Origin of the sequence: Lentzea tibetensis, assembly GCF_007845675.1 — a bacterium.
Lineage (GTDB): Bacteria > Actinomycetota > Actinomycetes > Mycobacteriales > Pseudonocardiaceae > Lentzea > Lentzea tibetensis.
In genome coordinates, this window is sequence record NZ_VOBR01000035.1 from 26152 (window position 1) to 43725 (window position 17574).

The 17574-nt window shown below is 68.2% G+C and carries 18 protein-coding genes and 1 tRNA gene; 8 read left to right on the forward strand and 11 right to left on the reverse strand.

Translation table 11 applies throughout. The annotated features are described in order from the left end of the window. Positions 1-20: 20 nt before the first annotated feature. Positions 21-671 carry a hypothetical protein gene (locus tag FKR81_RS36935; RefSeq protein ID WP_146358884.1) on the reverse strand — a complete coding sequence of 217 codons (651 nt, stop codon included), beginning with the start codon at positions 669-671 and terminating at the stop codon, positions 21-23. Between the two features lie 144 nt (positions 672-815). On the opposite strand from FKR81_RS36935, the gene FKR81_RS36940 reads away from it, so the two are divergent. Together FKR81_RS36940 and FKR81_RS44555 are read left to right on the forward strand one after the other, a co-directional pair. Beyond that, on the forward strand, positions 816-1115 hold the full coding sequence (locus tag FKR81_RS36940) for a hypothetical protein (protein ID WP_146358886.1): 300 nt from the start codon (positions 816-818) through the stop codon (positions 1113-1115). A 40-nt stretch (positions 1116-1155) separates the two neighbouring features. After that, positions 1156-1494: a S8 family serine peptidase gene (locus tag FKR81_RS44555; RefSeq protein ID WP_146358888.1), complete on the forward strand. Its 339-nt coding sequence runs from the start codon at positions 1156-1158 to the stop codon at positions 1492-1494. Positions 1495-1543: 49 nt separating this feature from the next. On the opposite strand, the gene FKR81_RS36950 is transcribed toward FKR81_RS44555, so the two are convergent. Beyond that, on the reverse strand, positions 1544-1855 hold the full coding sequence (locus FKR81_RS36950; protein WP_146358890.1) for a hypothetical protein: 312 nt from the start codon (positions 1853-1855) through the stop codon (positions 1544-1546). Between the two features lie 284 nt (positions 1856-2139). Here FKR81_RS36950 and FKR81_RS44030 point away from each other — a divergent pair, with 284 nt between their 5' ends. After that, the gene (locus FKR81_RS44030) at positions 2140-2562 is read left to right on the forward strand and encodes a hypothetical protein (RefSeq protein WP_186763390.1); all 423 of its coding nucleotides are present in this window, start codon (positions 2140-2142) and stop codon (positions 2560-2562) included. A 477-nt stretch (positions 2563-3039) separates the two neighbouring features. Here the strand turns inward: FKR81_RS44030 and FKR81_RS36960 are convergent. Together FKR81_RS36960 and FKR81_RS36965 are read right to left on the reverse strand one after the other, a co-directional pair. Further along, positions 3040-3113, reverse strand: a tRNA-Leu gene (locus FKR81_RS36960). Positions 3114-3164: 51 nt separating this feature from the next. Then, positions 3165-3446: a metal-sensitive transcriptional regulator gene (locus FKR81_RS36965; protein WP_146358892.1), complete on the reverse strand. Its 282-nt coding sequence runs from the start codon at positions 3444-3446 to the stop codon at positions 3165-3167. A 406-nt stretch (positions 3447-3852) separates the two neighbouring features. Between FKR81_RS36965 and FKR81_RS36970 the strand changes: the two genes are divergently transcribed. Next, positions 3853-4194: a histone-like nucleoid-structuring protein Lsr2 gene (locus FKR81_RS36970; protein WP_146358893.1), complete on the forward strand. Its 342-nt coding sequence runs from the start codon at positions 3853-3855 to the stop codon at positions 4192-4194. A 42-nt stretch (positions 4195-4236) separates the two neighbouring features. Here the strand turns inward: FKR81_RS36970 and pabB are convergent, their stop codons facing one another. The 4 genes from pabB to FKR81_RS36990 all read right to left on the reverse strand — a co-directional run bounded on the left by pabB (position 4237) and on the right by FKR81_RS36990 (position 9486). After that, positions 4237-6225 carry an aminodeoxychorismate synthase component I gene (pabB, locus tag FKR81_RS36975; RefSeq protein ID WP_146358895.1) on the reverse strand — a complete coding sequence of 663 codons (1989 nt, stop codon included), beginning with the start codon at positions 6223-6225 and terminating at the stop codon, positions 4237-4239. A gap of 70 nt (positions 6226-6295) precedes the next feature. Beyond that, a complete protein-coding gene (locus FKR81_RS36980; protein WP_146358897.1) occupies positions 6296-7153 on the reverse strand; it encodes a hypothetical protein in 858 nt (285 codons plus the stop codon). After that, complete coding sequence (locus FKR81_RS36985) at positions 7150-7644, reverse strand: SigE family RNA polymerase sigma factor (protein ID WP_146358898.1); 495 nt, start codon at positions 7642-7644, stop codon at positions 7150-7152. Before FKR81_RS36985 ends, FKR81_RS36980 begins: the two co-directional genes overlap by 4 nt. Before the next feature lie 39 nt (positions 7645-7683). Then, positions 7684-9486 (reverse strand): glycoside hydrolase family 97 protein, encoded by a 1803-nt coding sequence (locus tag FKR81_RS36990; protein ID WP_146358900.1) that lies wholly within the window; start codon positions 9484-9486, stop codon positions 7684-7686. 49 nt (positions 9487-9535) lie between these two features. Between FKR81_RS36990 and FKR81_RS36995 the strand changes: the two genes are divergently transcribed. The 4 genes from FKR81_RS36995 (at position 9536) to FKR81_RS37010 (ending at position 13226) form a co-directional block, all read left to right on the forward strand. Beyond that, on the forward strand, positions 9536-10699 hold the full coding sequence (locus FKR81_RS36995; RefSeq protein WP_146358902.1) for a metallophosphoesterase: 1164 nt from the start codon (positions 9536-9538) through the stop codon (positions 10697-10699). Between the two features lie 211 nt (positions 10700-10910). Next, positions 10911-11966 (forward strand): type III PLP-dependent enzyme, encoded by a 1056-nt coding sequence (locus tag FKR81_RS37000; protein ID WP_407936575.1) that lies wholly within the window; start codon positions 10911-10913, stop codon positions 11964-11966. A 28-nt stretch (positions 11967-11994) separates the two neighbouring features. Then, positions 11995-12387 (forward strand): adenosylmethionine decarboxylase, encoded by a 393-nt coding sequence (speD, locus tag FKR81_RS37005; RefSeq protein ID WP_146358906.1) that lies wholly within the window; start codon positions 11995-11997, stop codon positions 12385-12387. After that, complete coding sequence (locus tag FKR81_RS37010; protein WP_146358907.1) at positions 12384-13226, forward strand: spermidine synthase; 843 nt, start codon at positions 12384-12386, stop codon at positions 13224-13226. The genes speD and FKR81_RS37010 overlap by 4 nt, the downstream gene beginning before the upstream one ends. A 185-nt stretch (positions 13227-13411) precedes the next feature. Here the strand turns inward: FKR81_RS37010 and FKR81_RS37015 are convergent, their stop codons facing one another. Genes FKR81_RS37015 through FKR81_RS37025 form a run of 3 tightly spaced genes read right to left on the reverse strand, consistent with a single transcriptional unit; the run spans position 13412 to position 17505 of the window. Then, positions 13412-15469 (reverse strand): S9 family peptidase, encoded by a 2058-nt coding sequence (locus FKR81_RS37015; protein ID WP_146358909.1) that lies wholly within the window; start codon positions 15467-15469, stop codon positions 13412-13414. Between the two features lie 18 nt (positions 15470-15487). After that, complete coding sequence (locus FKR81_RS37020) at positions 15488-16255, reverse strand: DUF1295 domain-containing protein (RefSeq protein WP_146358911.1); 768 nt, start codon at positions 16253-16255, stop codon at positions 15488-15490. Next, a complete protein-coding gene (locus FKR81_RS37025; RefSeq protein ID WP_328593184.1) occupies positions 16252-17505 on the reverse strand; it encodes a cyclopropane-fatty-acyl-phospholipid synthase family protein in 1254 nt (417 codons plus the stop codon). The genes FKR81_RS37020 and FKR81_RS37025 overlap by 4 nt, the downstream gene beginning before the upstream one ends. Positions 17506-17574 lie beyond the last annotated feature (69 nt).

Here is a 17574-nt window from a genome sequence, read left to right on the forward strand (position 1 = left end):
CGGCATGCCGCTCGAAGAGATCAGCAGGTGACGTTGACGGTCGCGTTCGCCTGGAAAGAAACGTGCACGTGGTCCATGTGGTTGGCCGTGGGACTGCCCCGGTCCTCCATCGCCTTCCAGCCGCTGCCGTCGTTGATGCGCTGGCGCCAGATCACGTAGGTGACGCCGAACGCCTTGCGATTGGCCAGCACGTGGTCGGCCAAGGCATTGCCGGTGACGGTATTGACCATGAAGTCCAGCGCCAGGCCGAGGGCATGGTCGTCGCCGGCCCGGCCGGCGGCACCGCCGATGTCGTTGACGTCGAACTTGCCATCGAGGTGGTGACCCACCTGCGCCGCATGCGGTTTGGCTCCGTCCAGGGTGGTCGGACAGGGCGGCGCGGGGGGCGGCACGGGGGGCGGCGTGGTGGTCTCGGGTGCTGTCGTGGTCACCGGAGGCGCCGTAGTGGTCGCCGGAGGTTGCGAGGACGGGGGCGCGGTAGTCGAGGTCGTGACTTGGCTGACAGGGATCGACGGGGCGGCCAGATTGGCGACCGCTCCGGCTGGATCGACCGGCTGGTCGAAGACGCGGACGGCCCAGAAGGTCACGACCAGGCCCACGGTGAGGGTGGCGGCGACTGCGATGGGCAGCTTCCGGCTGGCTGTCTGCTTCGTTCTATGTCGGCCCGACATTCGGGAACACCTTGCGTTGGGGACGGGGCATGGTCACACGGCGCGCCATATTACGAAATGAACACGAGAACGTCACAGGCGAGTGTTAATGCTCACATCTCCGCTGGTGAGCGCGTCGCTACAGAAAGTGATATCCCTGTGGTCGTGGACGGTCACGTCGCACTGTCCGTCGAGGTCACCGATCCCGGCATCGCCAAGGCCGAACCAGGAACGGATCTTCGAACGGTTCGTGCGCGCGGCTCCGCCCGCGATGTGGGTCTGGTCGCCCGAAGCCGCGCACGAGCCGTTGATTCCCAAAGTGGATGTTCGATGAGTTCAACGCGCAGCGCGGACAAGAAGGGCGTCACCATGCATCGCGCGCCACGCGACCTGCTCGCGCGGCTGTTCGAAGTGACACAGCCGGAAATCGAAGTCCACCACCGGACAGACGAAGCGACGACCTGAAGCGGGGGTCCGGGAGCGCGGCGCCCCGGCTGGGGTCTGGGTGCTCGACCCCCGGAAACACCCGAAGGCGAGACGGTCCGCGCTTTCCGCGGACACACCTCGCCCTTCGCCCTTCGGTGCCCCACCACTGCCAGCAACTGCAGGCCGGGACATCACGTCGGCGTGGAACTCCAGCGACAGCGCCACGAACACCATCTCGGGCACGTCGATGGCCACCCCGCACGTGGCTGGTGCCGCGGCTCGGTACCTGCAGAACAACCGGAACGCGACCCCGGCCTCAGGTGGCTCCGTACCTCGTTTCGCAGTCCGCCCCTCCAAGGTCACAAACCCCGGTACCGGTTCGCCGAACCGTCTGCTGTACCTGGCCCCCACGGCCTGACCTGAGTGAGACGAGAGCCCTCTGCGACCGCCGGGGGCTCTCGCGTTTCCTAGCCTCCGGCGGCCGCGATCGCGGCGAGGTACACGAACGCGATCGCGAGCACTCCGAGCCACGGCATGTAGGCCCGCGGCCCGTCGTCAGGAGGTTTGACGAACGTCGCGAGCGTCGCGCCCACGACCACGACCCAAGGGCCGATCAGCATGATCTTCTGAGGCAGCTGCCCGTACGCGCAGGTGCCCGTGTTGGCGTTGGCTCCCGTGCACGGCATCGTCGGCGTGAACGCCATGATGCCGAGGACGAACGCGAAGCTCGCCAGGAACACCATCGCGACGATGCCCAGGACGGTAGCTGCGATCCGCATGCGCGCAGGCTAGTCCTGCTCGCTTGGGGTGGCATGGGGAACGCGATTGTTCGCGCGGGAAGAGCAGAGGACGCGCCACGCGTGGCGGAGCTGACGGTGCAGTGGGGGTTCGTTCAACGTCGGCCGTGCTCTGGGTAGACCACCGTGGGCGCTCGCGGACGGCTTCCGTTCCGACCTGTTTTCGGCGGCCACGAAGGGCGAGGCGTTCGTCGTCGAAACCGGTCGACCCGTCTCGATGGCGCGAGCGGAGAACGACATGTCGTTCTTCGACTTCGCGTACATGGATGAAGTGGCCCGGTGCAGCGGGCAACTCCCGCAAAGGCGTCGCGGAGACGCTGACCACCGTCATGCCCGCCATGTTGAGCTCCAGCCGCGGCAAACCTGCCGACAAGGCCATCCGGCGGGCACTCCAAGGCTGGGCGTTCAACCTCAACCGCCGGGACAAGGTCGAACAACCCGATGAGATCAAAGCGGCGCTGAAGTGGTTGGCCGACAACACGAAGAGCGCCTCCACGCTGGCAGATGCAGATGTCGCGCGCGCTGCGATGAGTCGCCTCGCGGTGAAGCTGGACGGTGAACCTGCGGCGCCAGCGACCGTGAAGCGCAAGCGATCCGTCTGGTTCAACGCCATGGAGTACGCCGTCGAACGCAGGTCGCGTTCTTCGGGAGCATGTACTACTCAGCCCTGCGGCCCGGCGAGGCGGTGAACCTCCGCGAAACGGATCTCGCGATCCCGCGGGAAGGGGCGAGCTGCTCCTGTGGGAGTCGGCACCCGAGACCGGTGCGGCATGGAGTGGTACCGGCCGGCGCCGCGATCAGCGAGAGCTGAAGCATCGAGCCAGAGCCGCACGAGTTCGCCTCACCACTCGCTCGCCGGACATACCACCTGCGCCATGCCGCGGGGTCGACCTGGCTGAACGGAGGTGTCCCGCCGACGCAGGTCGCCGAGTGGGCGGGGCACAGCGTCGCTAGTACTGCTCCAGATCTACGCCAAGGTCATCGCCGGCCGGGAAGGCACAGCACGCAAGCGCATCGAACAGGCGCTCGAGGAGGGCTGAGCCCAGCGCGGGCGCGCCCGCGTATTCCCCGTGGATACCCGTGAACAACTGCTTGCGGCTAGGCACGAGAAAGGCCCCTGACCGGATCTACGCTGGTCAAGGGCCTTCTTCAATGCTCAGATGATGTGCCCCCGGTGCGACTCGAACGCACACTGGACGGATTTTGAGTCCGCTGCCTCTGCCGATTGGGCTACGGGGGCTAGAAGCAGGAGTGACTCTATCGGATCACTCCCGCGCGCGGCGCGACCCCCTCAGGACTTGACGAGCCTGCCAATGGCGGCGGACGCCTCGGCGAGCTTTTCGTCGGCCACCGGGCCTCCTTCGGCCACGGCCTGGGCCACGCAGTGCTTGAGGTGCTCGTCGAGGAGGCCGAGGGAGACGGCCTGCAATGCCTTGGTGGCGGCTGAGATCTGGGTGAGGACGTCGATGCAGTACTCGTCGTTCTCGACCATGCGCTGCAGTCCCCGGATCTGACCTTCGATGCGGCGCAGTCGCTTGAGGTAAGCGTCCTTGTCCGAGGTGTAGCCGTGCATCTCTCCCGACCTTCCTTACCCTGGGTGGGTATCTGCCACGATACGCGCGCCGTGGGGACGGCGACCGGGGCAACATAACCCACACGAGTGAACGCCATTCCCGGTTGGCATTTCTGGGCATGCCCTCCGGCAAGTGGCGCAACACTCCTGGACCAGAGGTGCGAACCGAGACAGAGGGCTCTGAGGAAAGGGCCGGCCAGTTCCCGCAGGTCACCAGGGCACGGTGGCACATTTTGGACCCATAACACCGTGTGTTAACCGGCAAAATGCCCCCGACCGGGGGGCTTACCATCACATTTTAGCGGCGAAAGGTTAGCCGATAAACGTCCTGTGGACTATGGTGATGTCGAAGCACGTGGTTACGTCGAGGACACCGCGGGCTATGTGAGTACACAACGGAGGAACAGTGGCACAGCAGACCGTCGTCCAACTCATCGACGACCTCGACGGCGGAGAAGCCGACGAGACCGTGACCTTCGCACTGGACGGTGTCGAGTACGCCATCGACCTGTCGAAGGGAAATGCGGAGCGGCTTCGCGAGTCGTTGGCCGACTTCGTCGGCAAGGCTCGTCGCGCTGGCGGCCGCAAGCAGCGCAAGGGCACCGGCAAGAGCACTGTGAAGGCCAGCGACAAGGCCGAAGCGCAGCGGATTCGCGACTGGGCTCGTGCTCAGGGCCACCAGATCTCGGACCGCGGTCGCATTCCGCAGACCCTGGTCGTGCAGTTCCAGGAAGCGCACGCCTCCTGAGCTGCGTGGTTTCACACGCCGGCCGGGGTACCGGCCGGCGTGTTAACCGGATGAACGGCCGGGAAACTCGGTCTCGATGAGTCGTAGCACGGCTGTCGCCTTGACGGCTGTCTCCTCGAATTCCTCTGCCTGGTCCGACAGCGCTACGACAGCTCCGCCGACACCGAAACTCACCTTGTCGCGGTCGGCTACGAGCGTCCGGATCACGATGCTGAAGTCGGCTGTTCCACTCAGCGAGAAGTATCCGAGTGCGCCGGAGTAGACGCCCCGCGGACCGGCTTCCAAGCCATCGAGAATCTGCATCGTGCGGACCTTCGGCGCGCCAGTCATCGAACCTCCGGGGAACGCGGCCCGCACACATCGGACGGCGGAACTGTCCGGTCGCAAGCGGGCGCGCACGGTGCTCACGAGCTGATGAACCGTCGCATAGGTCTCGACGTCGAAAATCCTCGGGACCTCGACCGAACCGACGACCGCGCACGTGCCGAGGTCGTTGCGGACCAGGTCCACGATCATCAGGTTCTCGGCGCGGTCCTTCACCGACGAAGCGAGTGATTCACGCAGCCGCTCGTCCTCTGAAACAGTCGCCCCGCGCGGACGTGTGCCCTTGATCGGCGACGACTCCACGACACCGTCTCGCGAGACCCGCAAAAAGCGCTCCGGCGAGGTGCTCAGCACCGACAACGGACCGAACCTGAGCAACGCGCCGAACGGAGCCGGGTTCTCGGCGCGCAAAACGCGGTAGGTCTCCCACGGGTCGAGCCGGCCGCGCCACGACAGCATGTTCGTCAGGCAGACCTCGTAGGTCTCCCCCGCGGTGATCGCTTCCATGCACGCGTCGATCAGCTTCGTGTAGTGCGCGCGGCCGTGCCGCAGCTGCACCTCGAAAGGACCGGCCGGACGCACCGGCTCACCCAGTGGCACCGTTTCCAGTGCGGAAGAAAGCCACGGGTCGCCGTCGGTCAACGACATCAAATAGACGCACCGGTCGAGATGGTCGAACACGACCGCTCGGTCCGCGAACACCATGTGCGCGTCCGGCTGCTCGGAACGGTGCGTCAGCTCGCCGCCGCATTCGGCCTTCAACTCGTAGCCGAGGTAGCCGACCCAGCCGAGCGCGAAGTCGAACGGCACGTCCGGCTGGGCGACGCGGTGGGCGGCCACGTCGGCGTCCAGCCATTCGAAGAACGACGGACAGGACGTGGACAGACCGTCGACCGTCAGCGCGCCCTCCCACACGTCGTATGACGCCACACGCGCCTGTGGGCCGCTGGCGTCACCCATGAAGGAGAACCGGCCGTCGCGGCCGCTGTCGAGCCAGAACGCCGTCTCAGAAGCCCCGTACAGCGCCGCGAACAAAGCCTCGGGATCCGGATGCTCGTCAATTCGCCGCACGTGCACCTGGCGGGTCGCGGGCGCTCGCGCGAAGACAGGCTCAGGCGTCACGCCGCGCGCACCGGGCGTCAGTCGCGCGAAGTTCGCCAGCAGCTCTCGCCCGTGCGACGTGCAGATCGACTCGGGGTGGAACTGGACGCCCCACGCGGGCCGCGAACGGTGCCGCACGGCCATCAGCACGTCGTCGTCCGTGCTCCAGGCGATCGGTTCCAGCTCGTCGGGGAGATCCGTGACCGCCAGCGAGTGGTAGCGCACCACGGACAACGGCGACGGCAGGCCTTCGAAGAGGTCGACGCCGGTGTGCCGCACGGACGACACGAGCCCGTGCCGCGGCGCGGGCGCGGGACCGACGGTCGCACCGGCCAGCAGGCACAGTCCTTGATGTCCGAGGCACACCCCGAGCAGCGGGATGTCGGCGTGCTCGACGACCGCGCGGCAGATGCCGAAGTCGGCGCGGTTCTGCGGACGGCCGGGGCCCGGTGAGATCACCACGTTGTCGAACCGCCGCAACGAGGACAGCCGCCAGCGCGGGTCGTCGTTGCGGACGACCACGGGCTCGGCGCCGTTCACCTCGGCCAGGTGCTGGAAGAGGTTGAACGTGAACGAGTCGTAGTTGTCGATCAGCAGAGTGCGCATTGCGAACGGCACTTTACCTGCAGAAAGAGGGTGGCCGCGGCAATGCGACCACCCTCTCACCCCGCCAGGATCAGCTCACTTTGAACTTCGCGGACGTGGCCTGCTCCGCCAGTTGCTGCGGCGTGAACACGGGCTGCGCCAACGGCGCGTACCCGCCCTCGCCCACCTTCACCGACTGCGCGAGGAAGATGACGGTTCCGTCCTCGTGCCGGTAGGCGGCCCACTGGTCGAAGTCGTCGCGACCACTCGTGTTCTTGGTCACCACGCCGACCTTCTTGCCGCCGGCGTCCAGCACCGAGCACTCGCCCGGCATGCCCCAGAACGTCTGCGCCAGTTCGCACAGATCGCCCGCCGGCTTGCCGTCCGGGGTGCGCGACTGCACCAGCAGGACACCCACCCCGGCGTCCTTCTTGACGGGAATGGTCGCCATGTACTCCCAGTAGTCCTGCTCGCCCACGTTCGCGGCGTACTGCGCCTGCGGCCGCCGTATCGGGCGGCCGTCGGGGTGCTTCAGGTCCGGGGCGGTGAATCCCGGCGGCAGCGACGAACCCAGGTCGTTCATCAGCACGACGGCCTTGTCCGCATGAGGACCGCTGGTCGCCGTGCGGTCGGTCTGCCCATCGGGCCACGGGTCGCCGCTCTGCCTGGTCGTCGGCGGACCTGACGTCGGCGTCACCGAAGGCGGAGCGGAGTTGGAGTTGCCCATCTGCAGCGACGGCGACGGCGCGGACCCGTCCGGCACGATCAGTGCCGCACCGACACCGACGCCGACCACCACCACGGCGACCAGCGCGCCCGCCCACGTCGAACGCCGTCGCGACCGCGCCTTGTGCGCCACGCCGAGCGCCTGCGACGGATCCATCGACGGCGGCGGGCTGCTCGCCACCATCACGTCCTGAAATGCCCGCTTGAGGTCCTGTTCGTTCATCGAACCCTCTCTTGGTCAAGCAGACCGCGCAGCGTCTGCAGCCCCCGCGCGGCCTGACTCTTGATCGTTCCTTCCGACACACCGAGGAGAGCGGCCGCCTGTTCGATCGACGCGTCCTCCCAGTACCGCAGGACCAGAACGGCCCGTTGTTTCGGAGGCACCTTCGCCAGTGCCTCCAACAGCACGAGCCGTTCCTCGGGAAGACCGGTGGGCGGAGCGACGAGCTCGGCCGACGGCTCACCGACCGACTCGTTGCGGAACCACCCCCGGCGCCGCTCGGATATGAACGTGCGCACGAGCGTCTGCCTCGTGTACGCGTCCATCGCCTCGTGCCGTTGTATTCGACGCCACGCCAGGTAGAGCTTCGTGAACGTCGTCTGCACCAGGTCTTCCGCGCGATGCCAGTCGCCGCACAGCAGGTATGCCGTGCCGCGCATGGCGTCGGAACGGGCCGCGAAGTAAGCCTCGAACGCGGCGTCCCGATCACTCATGTAGTCCTCCCGTCCTGCGGTACGGGATAGTCACGCCACCTACGGCCTCGCGGGTTGCACGAAGCGCACGGTGAATCCCCCGTCACGTGCCACCGGCAGCGACAGGGTCCCACCGGCGGTGACGGTGCGCGTGCTGAACGTGAGCTTCCGGTCGGCGTTGTCGTTGAAGATCTCCGCCTGCCACGTGCCCGAGCCGAGGAACGCCAGCGGCACGTCGAGCGTGCGCGCGGCGCCCGCGACGTTCGCTCCCACGTACCACTCGGCACCGCTCCTGCGGGCGAACACGGCGAGCTTGCCGGGGTCACCCTCGAGCAGCTTCGTGTCGTCCCACGCGGCGGGCACGGTCTTCAGCAGCCGTTCCGCGATCGGGTACTTCGGGTAGTTCGCGATCTTGTCCGCGAAGTTCTGCAGTCCGGACTCGAACACGACCGACAGCGCGAGCTCGGCCGCCTCGCTGTTGTCGCGCACCGCGCTGAACGTCACCGGCGTGAAGTCCATGGAGCCTGCGAGGTTCCGGGTGAACGGCAACGTCAGGTAGTGCGACACGGGGTACGGCACCTTGCCCGGCTTGGGCTTGATGCCCTCGGCGCCGCGCACGGCCTCGAAGCTCATGACGTGCGGCCAGGTGCGCTCGGTGCCGCGCGGCACGGTCGAGCCGTGGAAGTTGACCAGCAGCTTGTTCTTCGCGGTCGCGGCGAGGATCGCGTCGTACCACTTCATCCGCGCCTGCGAGTCCGAGTTCATGAAGTCGATCTTCAGGCCGGCCGCGCCCCACGAGTGCCACAGCGGCAGCTTCGAATCCCGTTCGGACGCCGTGTCCAGGTCGCTGTAGTGCACCCACAGCTGCACGCCTACCTTGCGCGCGGTTCCGTACCTGATCAGCTCCTGCACCTGCGACGCCGACCAGGTCTTCCAGCCGGAGTCGACGAGGATGTACTCCCAGCCCTGCTTGGCGGCGTAGTCGACGTACCGCTTCTGCAGCGCGAGGTCACCGGTGCCGTCGCCCCACCACGACCACGCCGAGGTGCCCGGCTTGACCCACGACATGTCGCCGATCTTGCTGGGGCTGGCGAGGTCCGTGCTCAGGTCGCTCTCGACGACGGTCGGCAGGTCGCCGACGATCAGCACGCGCCACGGCGTGGTGCCGTTGCTCGCGGTGTTCGCGTCCGGGAGCGTCACGCGGAACTTCCCGCCGGACAACGTGATCCGGCTGGCACCGTAGTTCCCGGTCATGTCGGACTCCGTGACGAGCAGCCACGTGCCGTCCACTTGGAACAGTGACGGGTAGCCGTACGCGACCTGCTGCGCCGCGCCGACGGTCGTGTGCACGTGGATGTTCTCGTAGTCCTGCCTGCCGTTGTCCCACGGCAGCAGCACGGCGCGCGCGGACGGCGGCACGGCGTACTCCGACGCCTCACCGGTCACCGTCGCGGACTTGCCGAGCACGTAGCGGTAGCCGAGGCCGTCGGCCGACACGCGGAACACCACGTCCAGCTTCTCCGCGCCCTTGGTGAACCGCAGCGTGGTCTCGTTCGCGTCCACCTGGTGCTGCTTGCGGCGCCCGCTCGCGGTCGCGTACGTCTCCTGCACGCGGCGGTCGGTCCGGCCGGCGAACGCCAGCCCGGTGCTGAGATCGGCGGCCGACGTGCGGATGCCGAGCGCCGACGGGTTCAGCACCGTCGTCGCGCCCTTGGCCACGATCAACGACAAGGTGCCGTTGTCGTGCAACGTCACGGTGGCAGCGACGTCTCCATTGGTGAGCTTCCAGCTCTGGGGTGCGGCCTCGGCCGGCGGTGCCAGGCCTAGTACGAGAAGTAGTGATACGAGCAACGCGGACCTCATAGGTCCCCTCCAGGATCACGCCCGCGGCAGTCGAAAGGATACTGGTCAGGTGACATTTCTGTTGCTACTCGGTGTGCCACTCGGGCTCGGCCATCTGTACCTGTGGCGCAGGCTCGTGGTGAACACGACCCACCCCGGCCGGGCACGCCGCATCGGCACCGCCGCGATCGCGGTCGGCTTCCTGCTGCTGATGTCCGCGCTGGTCCTGACCAGGCGCGTGTGGCCCGAGGTCGCGTCGTTCCTCGGCTGGTCGGGCTACATCTGGCTCGCGCTGGTGTTCTACGCGGCGCTGATCCTGGGCGTGGCGGAGATCCCGCGGCGCATCATGCTCAGGCGCGTGGCGCTGGTGCCAGCCGGCGCGCCCGAAGAGGAGCCTGAGCCGGTCCCGGACGAGAGCCGCAGGCTGTTCATCGCCCGCTCGTTCGCGATCGGCACGGGCATCGCGGCTGGTGGCGTCGTCGGCTACGGCATGACGCAGGCGCTCGGCGCGCCGGTGCTGCGGCAGGTCCCGGTGACGCTGGGCAAGCTGGACGCGGCGCTCTCCGGGTTCCGGATCGCGGTCGTGAGCGACATCCACCTCGGCCCGCTGCTGGGTCGTTCGCACACCGAGCGCATCGTGCGGATGATCAACGAGCAGGAGCCGGACCTGGTCGCGATCGTCGGTGACCTGGTCGACGGCACCGTCGAGGAACTGGGCGAGGCGGCCGCGCCGCTGCGCGACCTGGTGAGCAGGCACGGCAGCTTCTTCGTGACGGGGAATCACGAGTACTTCTCGGGATACGAGCCGTGGCTGCGCGAGGTCGAGAAGCTCGGCGTCGCGCCGCTGCGCAACGAGCGCCTGACCGTAGCGGGCGGCATCGAGCTCGCGGGCGTCAACGACGTCACCGGAAAGAGTTACGGCGACGGTCCCGACTTCGACCGCGCGCTGGCGGGCAGGGACGCGGCCAAGCCGTTGGTGCTGCTCGCGCACCAGCCGGTGCAGGTGGCCGACGCGGCCTCGCGCGGTGTCGACCTGCAGCTGTCCGGGCACACGCACGGCGGCCAGATGTTCCCGTTCAACCTGGCCGTCACGCTGCAGCAGCCCGCTGTCGCGGGACTGTCAAAAGTGGATGACACATGGCTCTACGTCAGCCGTGGCGCGGGTTTCTGGGGACCGCCGGTGCGCGTGGGAGCTCCGCCGGACATCACCCTCGTCGAGCTCCGGTCCAGCTAGATCCATCACATGTTTGAGATCCGATGGGGCGTTTTTCACCGACCTGCCCTAGAGTGGACGGCCGTGCCCGCGTCCGGGATGAAGGGGGACCCTAAGGGAAATGGCCGAGAGCTTCGCCGTTGACCGGCGTGCAGAGACCGAGGCTCGTATTCGGCGTTTCCTGGATCGGGAAAAACCTCAGACCCCGTGTCTGGTCATCGATCTGCAGACCGTGCGGGAGCGTTACGAGGACATCACCACCGCGTTGCCGCTGGTCGACGTCTTCTACGCGGTGAAGTCCAACCCCGCGCCCGAAGTCGTGGAACTGCTGGCCGCGCAGGGTTCCAGCTTCGACGTGGCCTCGCCCGCGGAGATCGACCTGTGCCTCGCCCGCGGCGCGAAACCCGAGACCATCTCGTACAGCAACCCCATCAAGAAGGCCGCGGACGTCGCGTACGCCTATTCGCGGGGTGTGCGGCTCTTCGTGTCCGACAGCGAACAGGACGTGCGAACGGTCGCCGCGCACGCACCCGGTTCGTCCGTGCTGCTGCGGATTCTCGTGCACAGCAAGGGATCCACGTATCCGTTCGGCCGCAAGTTCGGTTGCGATCCCGAGATGGCGGCGGACCTCTTGCGGCTGGCGCACGAGTTGGGGCTCGATCCTTGCGGTGTCGCGTTCCACGCGGGCTCGCAACAGCTGGACGTGCACGCCTGGGACGGCGGCATCGCGGACGCAGCGGTGATCGCCGCCAAGCTGCGGGCCGACGGCATCGAGATCTCGACGGTCAACCTGGGTGGCGGGCTTCCCGCCGTGTACCAGGAGGCCACGCCGTCGTTGACCGAGTTCGCCCAGGGCATCGAGGGTTCCCTGCGGCGCCACTTCGGTGACGCACGGCCCCGCGTGATGATCGAGCCCGGCCGGGCGATCTCCGCCGAGGCGGGCATGATCCGGTCCGAGGTCGTGCTCGTGTCGCGGAAGTCCTATTCGGACGAACGCCGCTGGGTGTACATCGACATCGGCCGCTACCAGGGTCTCGCGGAGACCGAGGGCGAGGCCATCGCGTACGCGCTGCGCACCTCGCGTGACGGCGGACCGGTCGGCCCCGTCGTGCTCGCCGGCCCGACGTGCGACGCCGACGACGTGATCTACCAGCACACCAGGTACGACCTGCCGCTGGAGCTCGAGGCGGGAGACCACGTGGACATCCTCCACGCGGGTGCTTACACCGCCTCCTACTCGTCCGTGTGCTTCAACGGCTTCCCGCCGTTGGCCACGTACTGCATCTGATCGAATTTCACATAGTTTGGAGTGATTGATGTCCGAAGCGCCCTGTCAGACCGAGCCTGTCGGCTTGTTCGCGGGACAGCACGTACTTGCAGAGCTCGCGGGTGTGAGCGCCGAACTCCTCGACGACGAGCAGTTCCTGCGACACGCCCTCGGTGAGGTTCTCACGCAGGCCGACGCGACCGTGCTGGAGGTGATCTCCAAGAAGTTCGATCCGCAGGGGGTCACGGTGCTGGCGTTGTTGTCGGAGTCGCACGCGTCGATACACACCTATCCGGAAGTCGGATCGGTGTTCGTGGACGTGTTCACCTGCGGCACCCGTGCGAAACCCGAGCTGGCCGTCCAGCTGTTGTCCGACGCCTTGGGCGCTACCTCGACGAGGACGGACGTCGTCACTCGGGGCATTAAGGAGCACGTGGCGTGATTCAGGAACCACTCGGCGCAGGCCTCACCCGGCTGTGGGAGACCAACGAGGTGCTGGTCGACACCAAGACCGACTTCCAGCACCTGGTGATCGCCCGCACCGCGCAGGGCGTCTCGCTGTTCTGCGACGACGACCGGCAGAGCACCGACTTCAGCCAGCTCACGTACCACGAGGCGCTGATGGTCCCGGCGCTGCTGCTGGCCGACCGCGTCGAGCGCGTGCTGGTCATCGGCTCCAGCGAGGGCGTCGTGTGCCAGATGGCGGTCCAGCACGGTGCCACCGTGGTCGACCACATCGACATCGACTCGCAGGCCGTCAAGCTGTGCGCCGAGCACCTGCCCTACGGGTACACGCTGGACGAGCTGGCTCTCGCGGAGTCGGGTTCCGGTCCGATCCGCGTGCAGTACATCGACGGGTACGAGTACATCCGCACGACCTCCGAGCGCTACGACATCGTCCTGGTGGACCTGCCGGACGAGCGTGAGGAGGAGGCGCAGCACAACCGCCTGTACGGCGCCGAGTTCCTCGGCATGTGCAAGGCGCTGCTGCGCGAGGGCGGCGTCGTCGTGTCGCAGGCGGGCTGCCAGACGATGTGGCGGAACACCACGCTGGTCCGCATGTGGCAGCGGTTCAACGACGTGTTCGACACCGTCGCCTACTACGGCTCGGACGAGCACGAGTGGGCGTACCTGTTCGGGCGCGCCGACTCGGTCGACGACCCGACTCAGCTGATGGTGTCTCGGTTGGCTGCCGCTGGGTACCAGCCGGAGACGATCGACGACCTGGCGTTGATCGGCAACAGCATTCCGCCCTACCGGGTGCGGAACGCGCAGGCGTAAACGCCAAAAACGGCCGAGGGGCAGCCCCCACTCATCCCGGGGGGCGGCCCCTCGGCCAGTCTATCGACAAATGCGCTGGTCAGCGAGCCGTTCGGCGATCTGTGGACAACTGCCGCCGTGTGGACAACTCGCGATCATGAAGCGAGCCAGCGCTTCAGCAAGTCACCCGGTGCGGCCCAAGTCCGTCAGGCCAGCGAGCGCTTCAGGAAGTCGACCTGGAGCAGCAGCAGGTTCTCGGCCACCTGCTCCTGCGGCGTCATGTGCGTGACCCCGGAGAGCGGCAGCACGGTGTGCGGCCGCCCAGCCGCCAGCAGGGCGTTGGACAACCGCAGCGTGTGCGCGGCCACCACGTTGTCGTCAGCCAGTCCGTGGATGATCATCAAAGGCCGGGACAGCTTGTCCGCGTCGGCGAGCAGCGAGTTGCCGTCGTACACCTCGGGCCGCTCGTCCGGGTGGCCGAGGTACCGCTCGGTGTAGTGGGTGTCGTACAGCCGCCAGTCCGTCACCGGCGCCCCGGCGATGCCCGCGTGGAACACGTCCGGACGCCGCAGCACGGCCAGCGCCGACAGGTACCCGCCGTAGGACCAGCCGCGGATCGCGACGCGGGACAGGTCGAGGTCGGGCTCGAGAGCGGCGGCCGCGTGCAGGGCGTCGACCTGGTCCTCCAGTGTCGCGCCCGCGAAGTCGAACGCGATCTCCCGCTCCCAGGCGGGGCCCCGCCCAGGCGTGCCCCGGCCGTCGGCCACGAGCACCGCGAACCCCTGGTCCGCCAGCCACTGCGACACCAGGTAGGCGTTGCGGGCGCTCAGCACGCGCTGTGCGTGCGGGCCGCCGTAGGGGTCGAGCAGCACCGGCAGCTTGGTGCCGGGCACGTGGCCGGTGGGCAGCAGCAGAGCGGCGCGCAGCCCGCGCTCGCCGAGCGTCAGCAGCCGGACCGCGGGCGTCAGCACCGGGGTCTCCGCATGCGACGCTACGACGTGGCCGGTCGACACCGTCACCCGAGCGCCGAAGTGGTCCATAGTGGACGACGAGAGGACCACGACATCCCCGCCCCGCACGGCGGAGTGCACACCGTCCGAATCGGACAGCCGTGCCACGGAGGAACCGATCGAGTAGACGTGCATCTGCGTCGAGTCGCCTGCGGACGCCGTGATCAGCACCGAGTCGTCGGCCACGTCGAGCACCGAGCGGACCTGCAGGCCGTCGCCGGACACCACGTCGTCGCCGACCTTCAGGCGGTACTCGTCGTCCTCCGTGACGATCCGCACGAGCCTGCCGTCCGGCGTCCACGCCGGGGCACCCGCCGCGACCTCGACCCACTGCGCGTCGGTCTCGGTGACGAGCTCGGCGACGGCGCCGGTGTCCGGCGAAAGAGCGAGTATCCGCACGGTCTTCTGGTCGCGTGACTGCACGGTCAGCAGCGGGTCGCCGCCGCCGGACCAGTGCACCGAGTTCAGGTAGTCGAACTCGAGCGGAACCGGCACGGCTGAGCCGTCCAACGACAGCACGGACAGCGACACCGAGGCGTTGGGTGTGCCCGCCGCCGGGTAGGCGATCTCGGTGGCCGGGGTCGCCGGGTTGGCCGGATCGGCGATGTACCAGCGCTGCACGGGGCTGTTGTCGACGCGGGCGGCGAGCACGCGCGTGCCGTCCGGCGACCACCAGTAGCCGCGGTAGCGCGACATCTCCTCGGCGGCGACGAACTCGGCGACGCCCCAGGTCACGTCGTCGGCGTCGGGCGAGGCCAGCGCGACGTCCGAACCCGAGGTCAGGTCCGCGACGCGCAGCACGCCGCCGGACACGTACGCGACTCGCGCGCCGGTCGGGTCGACCCGCGGGTCGATCACGCCGCCGGACGTCGGCAGCTCGCGCGCCGAGCCGGACTCCAGATCGGCGACGAAGAGCCTGCCGGACAACGCGAACGACGCGACCCGCGCGGCCTTGTCCGTCGCGTAGGCGACGATGCCCGCCGCCTGCTCGCGGCTGCGCTCTCTGCGTGCGCGCTCCTCCGGCGGCAGGTTCTCCTCGCCGGAGGTCAGCAGCACCGCCGGGTCGACGAGCAGCCGCTCGGCGCCGGTGGTGGTGTCCAGTTCCCACAGACCGTTCGCCCGGCTGGTGGCCGACGCGATCCGCAGGAAGAGAACTCGGGAACCGTCGGGTGCGACGGTGAAGGTCCTCGGTGCGCCGAGGGTGAACCGCTGGGTGCGCGCGTGCTGGCGCGGGAAGGAGATCTCGTTGCCCACGCCGTCACGATAACCCGATCAGGCCAGCTTCCTCGGCGGCATAGGGATGAAGCCGCTTGTCCGCCGGACGTACTCCGCGTAGCCCGGCCGTCGCTGACCGATGTCCTTTTCCAGCAATGGTTTACCGGTTCCCTTCGCAAGCAGCAAGGTCATCACCAACGGGCCGACGATCGTGAGCACCGCGGGCCACGTGTGCAGCGCGAACAGGAACAGCCCCCACCACACGACGGCGTCGCCGAAGTAGTTGGGGTGCCTCGTGTAGCGCCACAGACCGGTGTCCATGACCTGACCCTTGCTCGAGGGATCGGCCTTGAACCGGGCGAGCTGCCAGTCGCCGACGGCCTCGAACGTGAAGCCCACCAACCAGAGCAGCAGCCCCAGCCAGTCGAGCACGTTCAACGGCGCGTCCAGGTGAAGCGCGACCTGAACGGGCAACGACACGATCCACATGATCACGGCTTGGATCGCGTACACCCGGTACATGCGCAGGCGCGGGTTTCCCTTGGCGCGCCGGTACATGTCGACGTAGCGCGGGTCCTCGTCCTTCTTGCGGTTGCGCGCGTGGATGTGCGCGCCGAGCCGCAGGCCCCAGATTGCGGTGAGCGCGGTGACGAGCCACTGCCGCGCCGGGTTGCCGTCCGCCAGCAGCAGCGTGGTGACGGCGATCACCGCGAAGCCGGGACCCCACAGCGAGTCGATGAGGTCGTAGCGCTTCACCCGATCCGCGTACGCGAAGAGCGCGGTCACCACTGCGAGCGCGACGAGCGCGCTGATCAGGTAGCTCATCGGGCCACCAACTCCCGGCGCGTGCGCGGCATGCCACTGCGACCGCTCTCGGTCACCCGCACCGCCAGGATCTGGTCAACGCCCATCCGGCCCTCCTCGAAGGTCAACGCACCGCCCGCGAGGTACAGCCGCCACACCCGTGCCTGGCCTTCGCCGACCAGCGCGACGACGTCGTCCCAGCGCCGCTCCAGTGTCTCCGCCCAGGCCCGCACGGTCCAGACGTAGTGCTCGCGCAACGCGTGCACGTCCCTGATCTCGAGTCCCGCCGACTCCAGGTGCGACATCGTCCGGCTGACCGGCCGCATGTGCATGTCCGGTGCCACGTACGACTCGATGAACGCGCCACCGCCGGGGTGGTTCGCCCCGCGCGACATCTGCTGGAGCAGCAGCCGGCCACCGGGCCGCAGCAACCGGTGCAACGTCGAGGCGTACGTCGGGTAGTTCTCCTCCCCCACGTGCTCGCCCATCTCGATGGTCGAGATCGCGTCGAACCCGTCGCCGGCGATCTCGCGGTAGTCCTGCAGCCGCACCTCGACCTGCCCCTGCAGCCCTTCGCGCTCGATGCGCTGGGCGATGTGCTCGCGCTGCTGCGCGGAGATCGTCACCCCGGTCGCGCGCACCCCGTAGTACTTCGCCGCGTGGATGATCATCGAGCCCCACCCGCACCCGACGTCGAGCAAGCGCTTGCCGGACCGCAGGTCGAGTTTGCGGCACACGAGGTCGAGCTTGTTCCGCTGCGCCTGTTCGAGCGACTCGTCCTCGTCGGTGAAGTACGCGCACGAGTACGCCATGCTCGGGTCGAGCACGAGCTGGTAGAACGCGTTGCTCAGGTCGTAGTGGTGCGAGATCGCGTCCCGGTCCCGCTCACGCGTGTGCAGCCGCCCACCCAGCCGCGCCTCCTCGGCGGGTGGGGCCGGGTTGGGCCCGATGACGCCGAGCCGCCACGCGAGCTTGACCACCTCACCCAGCTTCGGCCGGTTGGTCGTCCCGCCCCGCACCAGCGCCCAAATCCGCCGGAGCCCCTCGGTGAGGTCTCCCTCGACGTCGAGTTCCCCGCTCACGTACGCACGCGCGAGCCCCAGCTCCCCCGGCCGCCACACGAGCCTGCGCAGCGCGTCCCGTGATCGGATGACCACAACGGGCCCGTCCTGCGGCCCGGCGCTGCTGCCGTCCCACGCGCGAAATCCGATCGGGAGCGGTGCGCCGAGCACGCGTTCCGCCAGCGCGGCGAGCTGACCTGCGACGATCACCCTGTACCTCCTGCGACTCAGGTGCCTGCCCGACGTTCGAGTCAGCATCGCGTTCGGTTTGTTTCTGAA